At 36.7% G+C, this 18,923-nt stretch carries 14 protein-coding genes; 4 read left to right on the top strand and 10 right to left on the bottom strand.

Annotated features, from left to right (window positions below):
- Positions 1-97: 97 nt before the first annotated feature.
- From DQM45_RS03005 to DQM45_RS02995, 3 genes are all read right to left on the bottom strand, one after another.
- Positions 98-1,525, bottom strand: a complete 1,428-nt coding sequence (locus DQM45_RS03005) for an NADP-dependent glyceraldehyde-3-phosphate dehydrogenase (protein ID WP_003084711.1) — start codon at positions 1,523-1,525, stop codon at positions 98-100.
- Positions 1,526-1,677: 152 nt separating this feature from the next.
- Positions 1,678-3,411: a phosphoenolpyruvate--protein phosphotransferase gene (ptsP, locus tag DQM45_RS03000; RefSeq protein WP_003083223.1), complete on the bottom strand. Its 1,734-nt coding sequence runs from the start codon at positions 3,409-3,411 to the stop codon at positions 1,678-1,680.
- Between the two features lie 4 nt (positions 3,412-3,415).
- Positions 3,416-3,679, bottom strand: coding sequence for a phosphocarrier protein HPr (locus DQM45_RS02995; protein WP_003085030.1), 264 nt, complete (start codon positions 3,677-3,679; stop codon positions 3,416-3,418).
- Positions 3,680-4,244: 565 nt separating this feature from the next.
- Between DQM45_RS02995 and nrdH the strand changes: the two genes are divergently transcribed.
- The 4 genes from nrdH (at position 4,245) to DQM45_RS02975 (ending at position 9,125) form a co-directional block, all read left to right on the top strand.
- Positions 4,245-4,463 (top strand): glutaredoxin-like protein NrdH, encoded by a 219-nt coding sequence (nrdH, locus tag DQM45_RS02990; protein ID WP_003083060.1) that lies wholly within the window; start codon positions 4,245-4,247, stop codon positions 4,461-4,463.
- A gap of 19 nt (positions 4,464-4,482) precedes the next feature.
- Positions 4,483-6,642, top strand: coding sequence for a class 1b ribonucleoside-diphosphate reductase subunit alpha (gene nrdE, locus DQM45_RS02985; protein WP_003083589.1), 2,160 nt, complete (start codon positions 4,483-4,485; stop codon positions 6,640-6,642).
- Positions 6,643-6,774: 132 nt separating this feature from the next.
- The gene (nrdF, locus tag DQM45_RS02980; RefSeq protein ID WP_003085394.1) at positions 6,775-7,734 is read left to right on the top strand and encodes a class 1b ribonucleoside-diphosphate reductase subunit beta; all 960 of its coding nucleotides are present in this window, start codon (positions 6,775-6,777) and stop codon (positions 7,732-7,734) included.
- 146 nt (positions 7,735-7,880) lie between these two features.
- Positions 7,881-9,125, top strand: coding sequence for a chloride channel protein (locus tag DQM45_RS02975; RefSeq protein WP_039984821.1), 1,245 nt, complete (start codon positions 7,881-7,883; stop codon positions 9,123-9,125).
- A gap of 247 nt (positions 9,126-9,372) precedes the next feature.
- On the opposite strand, the gene alaS is transcribed toward DQM45_RS02975, so the two are convergent.
- From alaS to DQM45_RS02940, 7 genes are all read right to left on the bottom strand, one after another.
- The gene (gene alaS / locus DQM45_RS02970) at positions 9,373-11,994 is read right to left on the bottom strand and encodes an alanine--tRNA ligase (protein ID WP_003085703.1); all 2,622 of its coding nucleotides are present in this window, start codon (positions 11,992-11,994) and stop codon (positions 9,373-9,375) included.
- A 361-nt stretch (positions 11,995-12,355) separates the two neighbouring features.
- A complete protein-coding gene (gene prsA / locus DQM45_RS02965; RefSeq protein WP_003084321.1) occupies positions 12,356-13,297 on the bottom strand; it encodes a peptidylprolyl isomerase PrsA in 942 nt (313 codons plus the stop codon).
- 62 nt (positions 13,298-13,359) lie between these two features.
- Positions 13,360-14,067 carry an O-methyltransferase gene (locus DQM45_RS02960; protein WP_172601666.1) on the bottom strand — a complete coding sequence of 236 codons (708 nt, stop codon included), beginning with the start codon at positions 14,065-14,067 and terminating at the stop codon, positions 13,360-13,362.
- A gap of 159 nt (positions 14,068-14,226) precedes the next feature.
- On the bottom strand, positions 14,227-14,868 hold the full coding sequence (locus DQM45_RS02955) for an HAD family hydrolase (RefSeq protein WP_003084531.1): 642 nt from the start codon (positions 14,866-14,868) through the stop codon (positions 14,227-14,229).
- A 76-nt stretch (positions 14,869-14,944) separates the two neighbouring features.
- The gene (gene pepF, locus DQM45_RS02950; protein ID WP_003082959.1) at positions 14,945-16,747 is read right to left on the bottom strand and encodes an oligoendopeptidase F; all 1,803 of its coding nucleotides are present in this window, start codon (positions 16,745-16,747) and stop codon (positions 14,945-14,947) included.
- Between the two features lie 9 nt (positions 16,748-16,756).
- Positions 16,757-17,707: a competence protein CoiA gene (locus tag DQM45_RS02945; RefSeq protein ID WP_003084896.1), complete on the bottom strand. Its 951-nt coding sequence runs from the start codon at positions 17,705-17,707 to the stop codon at positions 16,757-16,759.
- Positions 17,708-17,775: 68 nt separating this feature from the next.
- Positions 17,776-18,921, bottom strand: a complete 1,146-nt coding sequence (locus DQM45_RS02940) for an MFS transporter (RefSeq protein ID WP_003084884.1) — start codon at positions 18,919-18,921, stop codon at positions 17,776-17,778.
- Positions 18,922-18,923: the final 2 nt, after the last annotated feature.

The following is an 18,923-nucleotide window of genomic DNA, read 5'->3' as shown; positions in this document are numbered from 1 at the left end:
GGCATTATTCAGGAAAATCAATTAAATTAACTGATAAATTATTATTAAATAAAAACAAGTTTTCTAAGAAAACTTGTTCATGAGAACTCTATCTTGATTATGCAATGTCAAAAACAATTGATTTTAAGTTTGTCATTGCATCAATTGAGTATTTAACCCCTTGTACTCCTGCACCTGATTTTTTAGCACCTAGGAATGGGAAATTATCAGTTCCACGTTGCGTTTTATTATTAAGGTGAACAGTACCCACTTCTAGTTGTTCTGCAATTGCAAAGGCTTGTGGAAAGTTATTAGTGAATACTGAAGCTTGTAAACCATATTCAGAAGCATTTGAAATCTCAATAGCTTCTTCAACAGACTTCACACGAATAAATGGTAAAACTGGTCCAAACGGTTCCTCCCATGCTAAACGCATATCTGTTGTAACATGATCAAACACTACTGGTGAAAGAAGATTGCCCTCACGTTTGATCTCTGTTAAAGCTTTTGCTCCTTTTGAGTTAGCATCTTCAATTAAACCTTCAACAAAATCTGCAGCCTTAGTATCAATCAAAGGAGTGATGTCAGCATCATCAGCTGGCATACCAATGCTTAAATTAGAAACTAAATCACAAACATGTTTTTCTAGCTCATCTGCAACGCTATCCATAACCAACACACGTTTAACGGCTGTACAACGTTGTCCAGAATAACCAAAAGCACCGGCAACAATATTTTTAGCCGCAAGAGCTAAATCAGCATCTTCTAAAACGATAGCTGAGTCTTTACCACCAAGTTCAAGCATAATTGGGCGCATACCAGCTAATTGACCGATATGTTCCCCAACAGGTGTCGAACCTGTGAAATTAATAAAGTTAACCGCTTCGTGCTCAACAATGTAGTCCCCAATAATAGAACCACGACCTGTGATAGTATTAAAGACACCTGCCGGTACTCCAGCCTCAGCAAAAACTTCTGCTAATAGTAAACCAGAGATAGAGCCTTGTGTTGGCGGTTTGAGGGCGACAACATTACCAGCAATTAAAGCAGGAGCGATTTTTGAGCCTGCTAAATTAATGGGATAGTTAAATGGTGAGATAGCTAAGACTAGACCTACAGGTTCGTGTCGAACGATGGCAATTTTTTTCTTACTTGATGCTTCAAAACTACCGCCTTCAAGCACTTCCCCTTCCATACGGATACCTTCTTCCGCAGCATAGTTGATAATTTCAGCCGTACGAACAACTTCACTTACAGCTGCTTTATGACCTTTTGCCACCTCTTTAGAAAGAATAGCACCAATCTTTTCTGCATCTCTAATTAAAATATCTGCCGCTTTATGTAGAATTGCTGCGCGTTCTACATAGGATAAACTACGCCAAGCTGGAAAGGCTTTTTTCGCTGAATCATAGACAAAGTCTACTTCATCAGTTGACATAGCTGGAACAGAACCTAATTCTTCTCCAGTTGCTGGTGCGTAAATCTTGATATCATTTTCAGAAAGTTTCCATTCACCGTTAACAAGATTTTTATACTGTTTAGTCAAATTACTTATCTCCTTTTTAGATAATACAACTATTCTAACACTTTTTCAGGATAATTCAAACATCTGATATAATTATTTTCAGAATATTAAAACAATTTGAAGCCTCAAAATATTTTATTAACAAAAAGAAGTTGGTTCCCCAACTTCGTAGATTAATTTTCTGGTAAGTAAACTTTGGCTAATTCAAGTACTTCTTCAGCTGTAGAACATTCTGTCAATGCACGTTGCGCATATTCGCGCATCTTGGCAGTATCAAGAGTTTTCATTAAGCTTCGTGTGCGTAATACAGATGTAGCAGACATTGAGAACTCATCTAAGCCCATTCCTACAAGTAATGGAACAGCCTGTTGATCACCAGCCATTTCACCACACATACCAGCCCATTTACCTTCAGCGTGAGCTGCTTTAATCACGTTGTTAATTAGACGTAGGATTGATGGGTTATAAGGTTGATAAAGATATGAAACTTGTTCATTCATACGATCAGCAGCCATTGTATATTGAATCAAATCGTTGGTTCCAATCGAGAAGAAATCAACTTCTTTTGCAAATTGGTCTGCCAACATTGCTGCTGCTGGTATCTCAATCATAATACCAACTTGAATATCTTCTGAAACCGCAATTCCTTCAGCTGTAAGCTTCGCTTTTTCTTCCTCAAAGACGGCTTTCGCTGCACGGAATTCTTTAAGCAGTGCAACCATTGGGAACATGATACGCAGTTGACCGTGAACAGAAGCGCGTAACAAAGCACGAATCTGCGTACGGAACATAGCATCTCCTGTTTCAGAAATTGAGATACGAAGGGCACGATAACCTAAGAATGGGTTCATTTCTTTTGGAAGATCAAAATACGGTAATTCCTTATCCCCACCGATGTCCATTGTACGGACAACAACTGGCTTGCCGTTCATACCTTCTAAAACAGCTTTGTAGGCTTCATATTGCTCATCTTCAGTTGGGAAGTCTTGTGAATCCATATATAGGAACTCTGTACGGTAAAGACCAACTGCTTCAGCACCATTATCATTGACACCTTCAACATCTTTTGGAGTACCAATGTTTGCTGCAAGTTCAAAATGCTGACCATCAGCAGTAACAGTTTCAGCATCTTTTAACAATGCCCACTCAGCTTTTTGTTTAGCATACGCAGCGCCTGCTTCTTTGAAGGCAACAATCTGGTCTTGGCTAGGATTGATGATAACTTCACCAGTAATCCCGTTAACAGCAACAATATCACCGTCTTTAACACGTTGTGTAATATCGTTTGTTCCTAAAACAGCAGCAATTTCAAGGGTACGTGCCATAATAGCAGAGTGACTAGTACGTCCACCAATATTAGTAACAAAAGCTTTAACAAACTGCTTGTTTAATTGTGCTGTATCAGAAGGAGTCAAATCATGTGCAATAACGATTGACTCTTCATCAATTGTAGCAGGATTTGGTAATTTAACACCTAAAAGATGTGCCAATACGCGTTTGGCAACGTCACGAATATCAGCAGCACGTTCTTGCATGTATGGATTATCTTCCATCCCTTCAAAGATTGTGATAAACATATCCGTTACTTCTTTTAGTCCAGTTTCTGCATTGGTTTGTTTTGCACGAATGGTCTCTTTAATCTGGCTAATCATTTCAGGATCAGCTAAAACCATTAAATGGGCATCGAAAACTGATGCTGCTTCTTCTCCTAAGCTCTCTACTGCTTTCTCACGAATAACAGAAAGCTCGTCTTGTGAAGCTTGTAATGCTACATCAAGGCGAGCTTCTTCTGCGTTTGTATCTTGGACTGTAATAGTCTCAAACGACAAATCCGGTTGAACGAGTAGATATGCTTTGGCAACGGCAACACCATCTGAAGCTGCGATTCCATTAAGCATTTCTGTCATAATCTTATGCCAATCCTTCTTTTGTCATTGTGTCTTCGATAGCTGCGATAGCATCATCAGCGTCAGCACCTTCAGCAGTGATTGTAACATCAGCTCCTTGACCAACACCAAGGCTCATTACGCCCATGATTGATTTTAAGTTAACAGCTTTACCTTTATAGTCTAAAGTGATGTCTGATGCAAATTTGCTAGCTGTTTGAACTAGTAATGTTGCTGGACGTGCGTGAATTCCTGTTTCCGCAACAATGTGAAAATCTTTTGAAGCCATAGTATGGTTCTCCTTTTAATAGTTGTGTATTTTCGAGTCGCCACATGGTAACCCTTACAATAACAGATTATAGCATATTGTCTTTTTATTTTCAAGATTAAATCTTCTAACAAGAAAAAAGCTCTAAAAGTTTTCCTAAAATTTTCATATACCTCCAATCTGCCTTAAATGCTTATCTCTATTAGAAATTTTCCTTCTCATCTTCATCTCTAACCTCAAACTTTCTACACTTCAATGGTAAACTTTCATGAAATTTTCTGTATATCTCGTTTTCCCTAAATACATTTTCTACACTTTGTTTCCTCAGCTAATCATTTTTAAATGATTGCTATAGTCATAGCTCAGTAGAAACAGATTGTGCCAAGTACTTTTTCCACTATCTGAGGAAAAAGTGTTCCTTCCATCTTCTTAAGCACTAGTCTAGGTCAATGCTCACACAATATATAGTGACGTAGGTAAACAACAACCCCAAAATATTGTGTTTTTTTAAGAGAAAAATCTTGCTTTTTAAATACAATTTTTATATGCTATTAGAGTATTGAAAAAACCAAAGGAGAAATTATTTATGATTACACTTTATTCAAAAAATAACTGTATGCAATGTAAAATGACAAAAAAATTCTTAGAACAAAACGGAGCAAATTTCCAAGAAATTAACATTGATGAACACCCTGAAAAAATTGAGTATGTTAAAAGTTTAGGATTTACTGCTGCTCCTGTTATCGAGAGTGATCAGATGGTTTTCTCAGGATTCCAGCCCGCAAAATTAAAAGAAATTATTTAAGTAGTAAGGAAGTTTTTTTATGAGTCTTAAAGATATTGGCGATATTTCTTATTTTCGCCTAAATAACGAAATTAACCGTCCCGTTAATGGGACAATTCCCTTAAACAAAGACAAAGAAGCTCTAAAAGCTTTTTTTAAAGAGAATGTGTTACCAAATACAAAACAATTTTCATCTATTACTGATAAGGTTACATTCTTAATAGAAAATGACTATATTGAAACTGCATTTATTCAAAAATACCGGCCAGAATTTATTGAAGAGTTAGCTGCCATCCTAAAATCAGAAAATTTTCGCTTTAAATCTTTTATGGCCGCCTATAAATTCTACCAACAGTATGCTTTGAAAACAAATGATGGTGACCTTTACCTAGAAAGCATTGAAGATCGCGTAATGTTCAATGCCCTCTACTATGCTGACGGCAATGAAGAACTAGCAAAAGATTTAGCAATTGAAATGATTAATCAACGATATCAGCCAGCAACTCCTTCTTTTTTGAATGCTGGGCGTAGTCGTCGTGGAGAATTGGTTTCTTGTTTTCTCATTCAAGTTACTGATGACATGAATTCAATTGGTCGTTCTATCAATTCAGCTTTGCAATTATCTCGAATCGGGGGTGGTGTAGGTATTAGTTTATCAAACCTTCGCGAGGCTGGTGCTCCTATTAAAGGCTATGCAGGTGCTGCTTCTGGTGTTGTGCCTGTTATGAAACTGTTTGAAGATAGCTTTTCATACTCCAACCAATTAGGTCAGAGACAGGGAGCTGGCGTTGTCTACCTCAATATTTTCCATCCAGATATCATCGCTTTTCTATCAACTAAAAAAGAAAATGCTGACGAAAAAGTTCGAGTTAAAACCTTATCTCTTGGATTAACTGTTCCTGATAAATTTTATGAATTGGCTCGCAACAATGACGATATGTACTTGTTTAGCCCATATGACATTGAACGTGAATACGGTATTGCTTTCAATTACATTGATATTACTGAAAAATACGACGAATTAGTAGCTAATCCTAAGATTACAAAGACCAAATTACGTGCTCGTGATTTAGAAACTGAAATTTCAAAATTACAACAAGAATCAGGTTACCCGTACATCATCAATATTGACACAGCAAATAAAACCAATCCAATTGACGGAAAAATCATTATGAGTAATCTCTGTTCAGAGATTTTACAAGTCCAAAAACCAAGTGTTATTAACGATGCTCAAGAGTTTCTTGAATTAGGTACAGATATTTCATGTAACCTTGGTTCAACTAATATTCTTAATATGATGACTTCTCCAGATTTTGGTCGCTCCATTAAAGCTATGACTAGGGCCTTGACTTACGTTACAGATTCTTCTCATATTGAAGCTGTGCCAACAATCAAAAATGGTAATCAACAAGCACATACCTTTGGACTTGGGGCTATGGGGCTACATTCTTTCCTAGCACAAAATCACATTGAATATGGCAGCCCAGAGTCGGTAGAATTTACTGACATCTACTTTATGTTGATGAATTACTGGACCTTGGTAGAATCAAATAATATCGCTCGTGAGCGTCATACAACTTTTGTCGGTTTTGAAAAGTCAAAATATGCCGATGGAACTTACTTTGATAAATATGTGACCGGAGAATTTGTTCCTAAATCAGACTTGGTTAAAGAGCTCTTCAAAAGCCACTTTATTCCCCAAGCATCCGACTGGGAAGCTCTTCGTCAAGCTGTTCAAAAAGATGGCCTCTACCACCAAAACCGTTTAGCAGTTGCCCCTAATGGTTCCATCTCCTATATCAATGACTGTTCTGCTTCTATTCATCCTATAACCCAAAGGATTGAAGAACGTCAAGAGAAAAAAATTGGTAAAATTTACTACCCCGCAAACGGCCTATCAACCGATACAATCCCTTATTACACTTCTGCTTATGATATGGATATGCGTAAGGTGATCGATGTCTACGCCGCTGCGACACAGCACGTTGATCAAGGCTTATCTTTGACACTTTTCCTTCGTAGTGAACTGCCAAAAGAGATTTATGAGTGGAAAACAGAAAGTAAGCAAACAACCCGTGATCTTTCTATTCTTCGTAACTATGCCTTTAATAAAGGTATTAAATCAATCTATTATGTTCGTACCTTTACTGATGATGGTGAAGAAGTTGGGGCAAACCAATGTGAATCTTGTGTCATCTAGTGATGGAAGGGAAATCCTAACATCATTAAATGAATAGATTACATTCAATTAAAAAATGAAACTGCCAGTAATCTACTCAAGAATGGATTACTGGTTTATATCATGATAATACTCTTTAGGAGAAACCATACAATGACAACCTATTATGAAGCAATAAATTGGAATGAAATCGAAGATGTAATCGATAAATCGACCTGGGAAAAATTAACGGAACAATTCTGGCTCGATACACGAATACCTCTATCAAACGATTTGGATGACTGGCGCAAGCTTTCCGATCAAGAAAAAGATTTAGTCGGTAAAGTTTTTGGCGGTCTAACCTTACTTGATACTATGCAATCCGAAACGGGTGTTGAGGCTATTCGAGCGGATATTAGAACTCCTCATGAAGAAGCTGTGTTAAATAACATTCAGTTTATGGAATCTGTTCATGCTAAATCCTACTCTTCAATTTTCTCAACATTGAATACCAAAAAAGAAATTGAAGATATTTTTGAATGGACCAACAATAATGAATTCTTGCAGAAAAAAGCAAAAATCATTAATGACATCTATGCAAATGGGAACGCCTTACAGAAGAAAGTTGCCTCAACTTACCTAGAAACTTTTCTCTTTTATTCTGGCTTTTTTACCCCTCTTTACTATTTAGGAAATAATAAACTAGCAAATGTAGCCGAAATCATCAAGTTAATTATTCGTGATGAATCCGTCCACGGAACCTACATTGGTTATAAATTCCAGCTCGGATTTAACGAATTAAGTGAAGAAGAACAAGAATCCTTCAGAGAATGGATGTATGATCTTCTCTACCAACTCTATGAAAATGAAGAATCTTACACTAAAACTCTTTATGATCAAGTTGGCTGGACTGATGAAGTCATGACTTTCTTACGTTACAACGCTAACAAGGCCCTTATGAATCTAGGCCAAGATCCTCTTTTCCCTGATACTGCAAATGACGTGAATCCAATCGTTATGAATGGTATTTCTACTGGAACTTCAAACCATGACTTCTTTTCTCAAGTCGGAAACGGTTATTTGTTAGGATCAGTAGAAGCCATGCAAGATGATGACTATAACATGGGGCGCTAAGCCGTATTAAAAACTGAAATAATAGAAAATGAACTAAGATAAATCGTCTCAGTTCCTTTTTCTTTCCTCTAAAACTTCTCTCTTCTATTTGTCCTTCTTGATGTACATATCTTTTAAAGGCTAGTAGCTTCTGTTATAATGATACTATGAAGACATCAATAGAAGAACAGCTCAGGTGGTTGGGATTGCTTCTCTTAACTGGTATTACAGCAGGAGTCGTAGCTAGTCTATTAACTATTCTTATCCACCTCATTCAAGCTATTAGTTTTGGTTATCACTCAGGTACATTTAGTTCAGAGATTGCAAAAGTAGCGCCTATTCGTCGCGCTATCAGTGTCATTCTTGCAGGAATTATCGCTGCTTTTGGTTGGCAAGCTTTGACAAAATATTTTAAACCCTTTAAAACAATTAAGGCAATTGTCCAGGACAATGAAAAGGTCTACCCAAGCTCATCTTTTTGTCATGGAATGTTACAGCTAGTGACTGTTTCTATGGGCTCACCATTAGGACGTGAAGGAGCTTCCCGCGAAGTCTCAGTTGCTCTCACTGCAAGTTGGTTACAATTTTTTCGACTTAAAAAGAAAGAGATAAGTCTCCTATTAGCCTGCGCATCTGGAGCTGCCTTAGGTGCCGTCTATAATGCTCCCTTAGCAACAACTATTTTCATTATGGAGAATGTTCTCTTAAAATGGTCAAAACATCATTTTTTATCAGCCACTATCACGTCATTTATAGCTGTATGGACTGTTAGACTGTTGTCAGGAAATATAATTCAATACAAACTAAGTCCCTTACACTGGAATAGCTACTTACTCTTATGGGCTCCTCTTTTTGGTTTCTTAGTTGCCATTATTATTTTTTTCTATAAATACTTGCTTAAGATTATCCCAAAGAGAAATTTAACAAGTCCTACTTATCTTTATTTGGTCATAGGCTCATTTGTATTTGTAGCGATTCTTAGTATCTTTTTCCCCCACATTTTAGGGAATGGCAAAGCTGGATTACTCTATTTTCTCCATGCTAACTATAATTTTTCTTATGTCAGCGGCCTATTAATCGCAAAGGCTGTCGCAGTTTTTATCACTTTTTATGCTGGAGCTTTCGGAGGTAGAATAGCTCCTTCCATGATGATGGGAGGGGGACTAGGTTTACTAGCAGCCCAAGCTTGGAATTCCTACCTACCAAATATTTCAATTTCATTTGCCATTATCATTGGAGCTGCCATTTTCTTAGCAATCATCAACAATATACCAGTAGCAGCAGTCTTTTTCTTACTTGAAATTACTAATCAACCTCTTTGGAATGCTTTTCCTATAGCCATTGCTATTTTATCAGCACTATTTTGTCAAAAAATAGGTTCTTCTTTATTAAATATGAAAACTCTAGGCTAAGATTACTTGACTGCTACAACTGAACATATTATCAAATCCCTTCAAAAGGTAGATATAACCTAACTTTTGAAGGGATTTTACTATGCTATTAAACACATTAAAACCTATTCAAGGCCTCTCCAAATCAGAATAAAGATGTCCTGAGGCTATTAGAATCAATTCCAAAATGACAAAAGGTATGATGCCCTAGTCAATAGCACATCATACCTTATTTTCAGTATCCAAGAAACAAGCGTCTAAGCACTTATTATTTCAAAAGGTTTGGAACTGCTGATAGCAAAGCTGCAATTTGGCTTGCATCAGAACCACCTGCCATAGCCATATCAGGTTTACCTCCACCACGGCCAGAAACAATCGGCGCCAAAGACTTAATGAGATTACCAGCGTGAACAGCCTTATCTCTGCTCGCAACTAGTACATTTACTTTTTCACCAATTGCAGCAACTAGAACTAAGACATCTGAATAGTCTTTTTGCTTCCAGTTATCAGCAAAAGTTCGCAATGCACCAGCATCTGCTACAGAAACCTCTGTGGCAATGTATCTGTGGCCATTTACTTCCTTAACATCTTTAAAGAGATCTCCAGCCTGTGCCGCTGCGGCTTTTTCTTTGAGCTCATGATTTTCTTTTTGCAAATCACGAACTTGTTCAGAAAGACTAGCAACTTTAGAAGGAACTTCTTTTAATTGTGGGGCTTTTAAGTTAGTAGCAATTTCTTTAAGGGCATCTTCACGTTGACGGAAAGCTTCAAAAGCTTGTTGACCTGTTAGGGCTAAAATCCGACGTGTTCCAGATCCAATCCCCTCTTCTTTGACAATTTTAAAGAGTCCGATTTCTGATGTGTTGCTAAGATGAGTTCCACCGCAAAGTTCAACTGAATAATCGCCAATTGTAACAACACGGACAACCTTGCCATATTTTTCACCAAATAAGGCCATTGCTCCCATTGATTTAGCTGTGTCAACGTCTGTTTCAATCGTTTTAACTGTGATAGCATTCCAAATTTGCTGATTAACTTCTTCTTCAATTCGACGGAGTTCCTCTGCTGTGACCGCTTCAAAATGTGTAAAATCAAAACGTAGGAAGCTTTCTTCATTCAATGAACCCGCCTGAGTGGCATGTTGGCCAATAACATGATGTAAGGCAGCATGCAACAAATGAGTTGCTGTATGATTTTTCTCAACAGCATAGCGGCGTTTATGGTCGATTTCCAAAGTATAGATAGAAGCAATTGAAAGACTTGCAAAGACTTCAACAGTATGTAGTGCCTGCCCATTTGGTGCTTTTTGCACATCAATCACTTTTGCAAGTATATCGCCGCTTGCATTTTTTATAACACCGTGGTCTGCCACTTGTCCACCCATCTCCGCATAAAACGGTGTGCGATCAAAAACAAGTAGAGCTTGACCTTCAGAAACCATATCACTACGTTCATTATCCACGATAATAACTGAAAGTTTAGCGTCTAAGGTTTCTTCTTTATAGGAAAATTCTGACGGTTCAACAATACCTGCCAAGGTTTCATTTTGCATCCCCATTGAGCCACCTTTTACAACAGCTGCACGCGCACGATCTTGTTGTTCTTTCATGGCAGCTTTGAAGCCTTCTTGATCAATCTTATAACCTGCATCTTCAGCCATTTCCTCAGTTAATTCTAGTGGGAAACCATAGGTATCGTATAATTTAAAGATATCTTTTCCTTCAAGCGTGTCTTTACCATCTTCTTTTAACTGCGCTAGCAATTGATCCAAATGACCTGATCCGGCATCAATAGTACGGGCAAAAGTTTCTTCCTCACGTTTAATAATCTTTTCGATAAAATCACGTTTTTCAAGGATTTCAGGATAATATGATTCCATGATTTGACCAACTGTCACAACCAATTTGTAAAGGAAAGTCTCGGTAATTCCTAATCGACGACCATGCATGACTGCACGACGAAGCAAACGACGAAGTACATAGCCGCGACCTTCATTCCCAGGTAGGGCCCCATCGCCAATAGCAAATGAAAGAGCACGAATATGATCGGCAATAACCTTAAAGCTCATATTATCGCCATCTGGATCATAATCCTTACCTGAAAGTTTCTCAACTTCTTGAATAATAGGCATGAAGAGGTCAGTTTCAAAGTTTGTCTTAGCCCCTTGCATCACAGCAACTAGGCGTTCTAAACCTGCACCAGTATCAATGTTCTTATTAGGAAGTTCTTTATATTCAGAACGAGGGACATCAGGATCAGCATTGAATTGAGACAAAACAATGTTCCAAATTTCGATGTAACGATCATTTTCAAGATCCTCTTCCAAAAGACGAATCCCGATGTTTTCTGGATCAAAAGCAGGGCCACGATCAAAGAAAATCTCAGTATCTGGACCTGAAGGACCCGCACCAATTTCCCAGAAATTTTCCTCTAAAGGAATTAAATGACTTGGATCTACACCCAATGCAACCCAACGGTTGTAAGAATCAGTATCTGCTGGATAATAAGTCATATAAAGTTTATCTTTTGGAAAATCAAACCATTCTGGACTCGTTAAGAGTTCAAATCCCCACTCAATCGCTTCGTCACGGAAATAATCTCCAATAGAGAAATTGCCCAACATCTCAAACATAGTATGATGGCGAGCCGTTTTGCCTACATTTTCAATATCATTTGTACGTATAGATTTTTGAGCATTTGTAATTCTTGGATTCTCAGGAATTACAGAACCATCAAAATATTTTTTTAAAGTGGCCACTCCCGAGTTAATCCAGAGCAACGTAGGATCATTTACCGGAACAAGGTTAGCTGAAGGTTCAATAGCATGACCTTTTGATTTCCAAAAATCTAACCACATTTGACGAATTTCTGCAGATGTTAAAGTTTTCATTGTTACATGTTAGAAAGTTCCTCAACAAGGAATAATTGTCATAAGAAGATTCTCTCACCACATTTTTAATATGTTTGATGCAGTTTGAACTCATCTTTTTGTCTTAAAACTTTCTTTCCTTCCTTTTTTCCTAATCAAGATAAAAGACAAGTGCATTGTCTAGAGGGCGAAAACCGCGGTACCACCTCCATTCAATGAACTTGTCATTATCTTTATTGTTATATGCAATTGTATTTATTAAGTAGCATGCTAATAAGAATAATCATGACTCGCATCAACCGTCACTTTTCTGGTGAAAATCCTAATTATTAACAATTCTTAATAGTCTTATTATAACTTCTTTTTTCAGTCGGGTCAAACCTTATTTTTTACCCACTGTTGAAGAAATTCCACCTTTGCCTTTGTTAGAAGCAAATTGTGACAAAATGTTAGCAAAGGCTTTGTCTTTAATCTTAACGTTGGCTTTGTCCAATGTTTTAGAGATAACCTTATTTTGGAACGCGGTATCATTTTCTTTTGATTTCATGATAATTTCTGTTAAGCGTTTTTTGTATTCTTTCCAGTCTGCTTTTTTCTCAGCTTTCTTAACCATATTTACAATATAGTATTTTTTCTGATAAGTTGAAGGATCCATAACAGTAATCAATTCGGATTTAGCACCTTCATTTAACTTACCTGCAGCAGAAATAACGTCTGATGGCAAATTAGTCCCTGCTGAGTCAAAGGTGAAATCAAGCTTTTTAGCTGATTCAACTGTATTTTCTTTGGCTATTTTAGAGAAATCAGCACCTTCAGCTTTAACTTCTTCTAACACTTTTTTAGCTTTAGCTTCATCATCCATAATAATAACTTGAGTTGTCATTTCTGGGCTATAATTCTCAAAAGCTTTCTTATAATTAGCATCTGTTAATTCTTTTTTAGCTTCTTGCTTAACAGCGTACTCTACTAGCATTGTTGTACGAATTTGTTTTTTATAAGTTTCAGTTGTTAAACCAGCCTGACCGAGAGCATCTGAGAATGATGAACCATATTGCTTAGCTGTCTTGTTATATGATTCTTCTACTTTTTTATCAGAAACTTTCTTTCCGTATTCTTGTTCAAAAACACGAGACATAATCAAACTTAACATTGATTGTTGAGCAGCAGTTGATGTTTTTGCTTCCTTATAAAAGTCAGTAACAGTGATGGTGTCACCTTTCATCGTAACAACTTTGGTGCTATCATTAGTTGAACTACATGCAGCCAAGGTCATTACAGAAGCCAAAGTTACAAATCCTGTAACTAGCTTATTCGAATTTTTCATTTTTAATGTGCTCCTTCTTTATCTTTAACCAAATCATTATATCATAATTTCTTAAATATTACTTAATCAACTAAATCGACACATTCCTGATTTTTGCGTACCATCAAAAGACCATCGCTAAGTGGAATCAAGCTTGAACTTAGACCAGGATGATTTAAAGTAGCCTCAAACAATCTATGAAGGCCTCGATAAATGGTTCTCTGACCTCGTCTAACCTCTTCAATCGGCTTAGCAATATCTCCACCCTGGAAAACATCGTCAAAGATAATGATACCACCTCTTTTTAAACGCTTTAAGATTTCTGGTAAAAATACAATGTATTTAGATTTTGCAGAATCCATAAAAACAAAGTCAAATTGCTGGTCTATCTGTCCAATAATATCTGCTGCATCACCTTCTAGAAGGGTAATTTGCTTGCGATAATCATGTTTAGAAAAATTATCTTTGGCTAAACTGATCATCTCTGGATTTCGATCAATTGTTTTTATCCTCGCATGAGGAAGCGTGTCCGCCATCAACAAGGTCGAAAAGCCAATCGCAGTCCCAATTTCAAGGATTTCTTTTGGTTGTAAAGCTTGCAGCAAGACACGAAAATAAGCCACCACTTCATGCTGAATGATCGGAATATTTTCTCGATGCGCAAAAGCCTCGATATCAGCCAAAAAACCTGTACTAGGCGCTTGCTTATTTCTTAAAAAATCAACAATTTCTTCTTTCACAACGGGACGACGCATATTGTGATTTGCATTTTTACTATACGATTCAACCATAAATTTAGCATATCACAGTCTATCAAGCAGTGTCAAGAAGAGTGAAGTACTTAGCTTCCATTATTCCCACTCAAAAAAACTTTTAGTGTCAACCACCACTAATCCTAATGAGGGATTGGTATCTACTTTTTACCTAAATAGCCAAATAACAAAAAACACTTAGCGAAAGAAACAATAGGCATCTTCAAATTTTTCGAAAACTTCATCACAAGCTGTCATATCTTGCTTAGGATAATCTGGATTTACAAAACCAAAACAAATCATCCCTGCCGCTTTAGCTGCTAAACTACCATTCTTAGTATCTTCAAAGACAAAAGTTTTTTCTGGAATCGCCCCCAGTAATTCTGCCGCTCTAAGAAAAACGTCTGGTGCTGGTTTTGAATGAGCCACTTCTTCACCACTTACAGTGATCGCAAAATACTGCGTGAGACCTAATTCTGACAGATTACGATTAATATCAGCTTTTGGCGAAGAAGATGCTACTGCTAGTTGGTAACCCAAATCCACTAAGTAAGATAGTAACTCTTTGATACCCTTAATAGCTCTGACACCATCTCTAGCTATAATCTCTTCTCGTCTATCATTCATTTCTGCAATTAATTTTTCTACAGAATCAGAAAGCTGGCACTCTTCTTTCATCACACGCCACATGTAATCAAAAGTTGTCCCCATAAACTGATATTGATACGTCTCATCTGTATCAATTCCTCGATCTAACAGCATTTCTGTTTTACTTGATAAGAAAACATACTCCGAATCTACGATAACACCATCCATATCAAAAATGACCCATTTCCCCATTTATAGCTCCTTGTTTTAAGCAAAATAGCCTCTATATAAACATATTTCCTAGGTGAACGAATTATCAGAATAGTTTTTATAAATGAACACCCTTATCGACCAGATCCTCTAATTCTGTAAGACGTTCTTCAAAAATAGCAAAGGCATCTTCTAAATAAGCTTCACTGGTCATGTCCACTCCTGCTTTTGCTATAACATTCAAGGGATAATCAGAATTACCAGCTTTTAGATAAGACAAATAGTTATCAACATCCTTTTGTTGACCATGAACAATCTTGTTTGCTAAATAACTTGCCGCTGCAAAACCTGTAGCATATTGATAAACATAATAATTGTAATAGAAATGAGGAATACGAGCCCACTCATATTGAATATAATAGTTATCTTCTTTGGCTAAACCGTAATATTTTTCATTCAACTGCGCATATAAGTGATTTAAATAATCACTTGTTAAGACATCACCATTTTGGTCAGCTTGATAAATAGCATGTTCAAATTCAGCAAATTGACTTTGGCGGAAAATAGTTCCTCTAAAGCCATCCAAGTAATTATTTAGAATAGCAAAGCGTTCTTTTTCATCTGTAACATCTTTCAATAGAGCCTCTGTTAAGATATTTTCATTCGTTGTTGAAGCAATCTCTGCCAAGAAAATACTGTAATCCCCATAGACATAAGGCTGGTTTTTACGTGTTAGAGTTGAATGCAAACTGTGGCCTGTCTCATGGACCAAGGTATAGAGATTATCTAAATTATCCTGCCAGTTTAACAGCATAAAAGCATTGGTGTCGTAAGACCCACCTGAATAGGCACCGGATCTTTTTCCTTTATTAACATGGACATCAATCCATCTTTCCGAAAAGGCTTGGTGAACATAGTCACTATACTCTTTTCCGAAAACAGATAAGACTTTTTCAGCTTTTTCCAAAGCTTGGTCATAATTGACAGATAGGTCGGTTTGAGATAGCGGTGTATAGACATCATACATTTTTAAACTCTTTAAACCTAATATCTTTTTTCTCAATTCTAAATACCGATGCAGTAACGGGAGCTTACGGTTAACAACTTCTAAAAGGGTATCATAAACTGTTTCGGGAATAAAGTTTGCGGTCATAGCAGCTTGACGAGCGGATGCATAGTGATGCACACGCGCCTTATAATTATTTACCTTAACATTGGTTTGGAGTGTTTTAGCATAAGTATGTTGAAATTGTTCATAGGTACTGTATAAGGCTTCATAAGCAGCTTGACGAACCTGACGATCTTTAGATTCCATCAAGTGGATAAAATTACCATGAGTAATTTCAACATCTTGTCCTTTTTCATCTTTGATAATTGGAAATTGGATATCAGCATTATCTAAAAGGCCAAAGGTCTCCTCAGCACCGTTAAAAATTTCTTGAGCCCCTGCTAGAAGTTCTTCCTCAGCTTGACTAAGGACATGTTCTTTATTTTTAAGAAGCTTTTCAAAGAAGTGATGATAGTCTTCCAATTTAGGTTCTTCCTTAAGAAATTCATCAAATTGGTTCGGAAGAATTGTCATGAATTCTGGCTCATAAAACGAAAAAACTTCACTAAATTTCGCATATAAAGCTGATGCTTTTGATTGATATTCCTGGTATTTTGCAACTGTCGTATCTTGGTCATTTTTCATGTGAGCGTAGACATAGACCTTTTCAATACGTCTTGACAAATCCAATTGGATTTCCGTTATTTCCAATAATTCTTTTGCTGAGTCTAAAAGGTGTCCAGCTAAAGTCTGGGCCTTTTCTAAGTCTATTTTTAAGGCATTAACTTCCGTTTCCCATCTTTGATCACTGTCAAAGATAGTAGTCAAGTCCCATGTATACTTTTCTTCTAAATGACTTCTATTATCTGCCATCATAACCTCCTAAATTTTCTTTTCCCCTATTTTATCATAAAAGAGTGGAGGATGAATCGTTTGTACTTTCTTATTTTTAATATTCTTGTAATAACGACAAAAGCGCCGATAGTCTGATAGATAATCCATCTTAGTTTGACAGAAGCCGACATTTGACCGTGGAGGGTATAGTTGAGGATAGAAGTCTTCTGTTTGTCGCGCTAATAAATTATCTCCCTTTAAATAAGCTTTTTCTTGTTCTTTCATCCAATAAGCATTTTTCTTTCGAAGAGCTTTTTGAATGCTTAACTTTATCTCATCTTGCATGTAAATCTTCATATTATTAGCAGGAATTCCCTTATATGGTAAGCTCAGAACAGCTAGTAAATCATCAGTTAAAGAATAAGCTTCTGTTTGGAAATACACTTTTCCAAACAGATTAAGATGGATCATATATTGTAGTCGGATCTCTCTCTTTTTGACATCCAGCTCCCAGAGATGAAAACCATGAGTTTTGGAATAATATAAAAATTGCTTTTGCAAAGCAGTTAGTTTATTCCTCAGCCAAAGCTTTTGTCCTAATAGCCACCGAACAGAAAAACCCTTTTCTTGGTAGGAACTAGTCCTTACCATTAAACGTTCTATTGGCAAGGGACTACATTGAATTTCAAGAGCTAACTTATGATTGACCATAATATCTGAAACCTGACAACATGTCTCAATATATTTTTCAATTTCTACATTGTACAGTGGCCGTAAGCTATTATAGACTAAAGCCTTTAAAGTGAGATGTTCAACTGACTCGTTTTCCTGAAAAAAGTGACAATTACGCAAATTCAGATGAGCAAAATGAGGGCGTATCACTTTTCCCTTTTTTAAGCAAAGCTTTCCTCGGCATAATGGGCAATAAAAATCTCCCTTATCTGGAACTTTCTCTAATAAGGAGATTGTCTTCCCATAACTATCAACGGCTTTTAGCATCAAATCCTCCTTTTTTCCTTACCTTTTTATTCGAAAAAAATGAGCTATCCTAAGGTAGCTCAACAATTCTAGTCTTTTTTCAAAAGTGGATAAAGTAACAAGCTGACGACCATTAAACCAACGCTGATAGCAAAAGGTGTCACAAAAGCTTCTAAATGTAAAGCTGATGGTAGTTTTGTTAAAATGATAGGCGTTAAGATCACACCAATGTTGCCTGCGGTAATAGCCAAGCTGGTAATAAAATGATTGTGTTCCTTACCAAAATGCTTAGCAATAAAATAGAAGACTGATGACATAGTCCCTACAAAGCTAGCTCCTATTAGAAAAGCAGCTAGGAAAAAGAGAATTGGCAAATTCCCAAAGGTAAAAATTAAATTTCCAACCGCCATCATGCTCAACATGACTAATAGAGTTTTTTCTTGCAATACTTTTGCTAACTGGCCAAAGAGAAAACCACTAAAAATACCTGAAAATGCTAACAGAGTCAACATATTACTAGCAAAAAAGCTGGAATAATGATACTTAGTGACCAACAAAGTTGGAATTTTAACTGTCGCCCCAATATAGGCAATGCCAACTAAGAAAGTAATTAACATTAATACTGCAATTTGGCGATTAAACAGACGAGCAGCTCTTACAGAAACTAGTTCATCTTCAAGCTTAGGAACCTTTGCATTGAAAAAGAAATAGACAGGAATAACTAACAAGTAAATAAGGTAAGTGTAATTTACACCAATCAACAAGGCTAGCCCAACAATAAAGGTAGTCAAAGCTTTACCAATATTCAAAGTTGCTGTCCTAAAGCCAATCATATTGGCACGCTCATCGCCCTCATAAAAATCGCTAATAATACTTATCGAAAGAGAATTATAAAGTCCAATCCCAATCCCCAAAAGCAAACGACAAATCAAAACAATAACAAATTGTCTTGTTAGAAAAGAACCAAGGCCTGAAAGTAAGATAAGGATTAAACCTAGCTTAATGGTATTCTTTTTGCCAATTTTTGCAACGACAAAATTACTGAGGATAACAAATATAGTGATCATCATCGCAGGAATTGTTACCAAAGTTTCCACTGAAGCTAGCCCAATATGCGGATTTGACTGATGGTATAATTGATATAATTTAGGAATAGCTGGTGCTATTGCTAAATGAGACATCAAAAAAAGGGAAATGGACAGGATTGCCCATTTAGTTGATAATTTTTTTGGCATTA

Origin of the sequence: Streptococcus porcinus, from assembly GCF_900475415.1 — a bacterium.
Classification (GTDB): domain Bacteria; phylum Bacillota; class Bacilli; order Lactobacillales; family Streptococcaceae; genus Streptococcus; species Streptococcus porcinus.
This window is presented reverse-complemented; position numbering and strand designations above follow the sequence as displayed.

Excerpts from the sequence above, each read along its gene's own strand:
- DQM45_RS02995 (WP_003085030.1), bottom strand. The coding sequence starts at position 3,679 with ATGGCTTCAAAAGATTTTCACATTGTTGCGGAAACAGGAATTCACGCA.
- DQM45_RS02940 (WP_003084884.1), bottom strand. The coding sequence starts at position 18,921 with ATGCCAAAAAAATTATCAACTAAATGGGCAATCCTGTCCATTTCCCTT.
- DQM45_RS02945 (WP_003084896.1), bottom strand. The coding sequence starts at position 17,707 with ATGCTAAAAGCCGTTGATAGTTATGGGAAGACAATCTCCTTATTAGAG.
- nrdE (WP_003083589.1), top strand. The coding sequence starts at position 4,483 with ATGAGTCTTAAAGATATTGGCGATATTTCTTATTTTCGCCTAAATAAC.
- DQM45_RS02975 (WP_039984821.1), top strand. The coding sequence starts at position 7,881 with ATGAAGACATCAATAGAAGAACAGCTCAGGTGGTTGGGATTGCTTCTC.
- DQM45_RS02955 (WP_003084531.1), bottom strand. The coding sequence starts at position 14,868 with ATGGGGAAATGGGTCATTTTTGATATGGATGGTGTTATCGTAGATTCG.
- nrdH (WP_003083060.1), top strand. The coding sequence starts at position 4,245 with ATGATTACACTTTATTCAAAAAATAACTGTATGCAATGTAAAATGACA.
- alaS (WP_003085703.1), bottom strand. The coding sequence starts at position 11,994 with ATGAAAACTTTAACATCTGCAGAAATTCGTCAAATGTGGTTAGATTTT.
- pepF (WP_003082959.1), bottom strand. The coding sequence starts at position 16,747 with ATGGCAGATAATAGAAGTCATTTAGAAGAAAAGTATACATGGGACTTG.
- prsA (WP_003084321.1), bottom strand. The coding sequence starts at position 13,297 with ATGAAAAATTCGAATAAGCTAGTTACAGGATTTGTAACTTTGGCTTCT.
- DQM45_RS02960 (WP_172601666.1), bottom strand. The coding sequence starts at position 14,067 with ATGGTTGAATCGTATAGTAAAAATGCAAATCACAATATGCGTCGTCCC.
- ptsP (WP_003083223.1), bottom strand. The coding sequence starts at position 3,411 with ATGACAGAAATGCTTAATGGAATCGCAGCTTCAGATGGTGTTGCCGTT.
- nrdF (WP_003085394.1), top strand. The coding sequence starts at position 6,775 with ATGACAACCTATTATGAAGCAATAAATTGGAATGAAATCGAAGATGTA.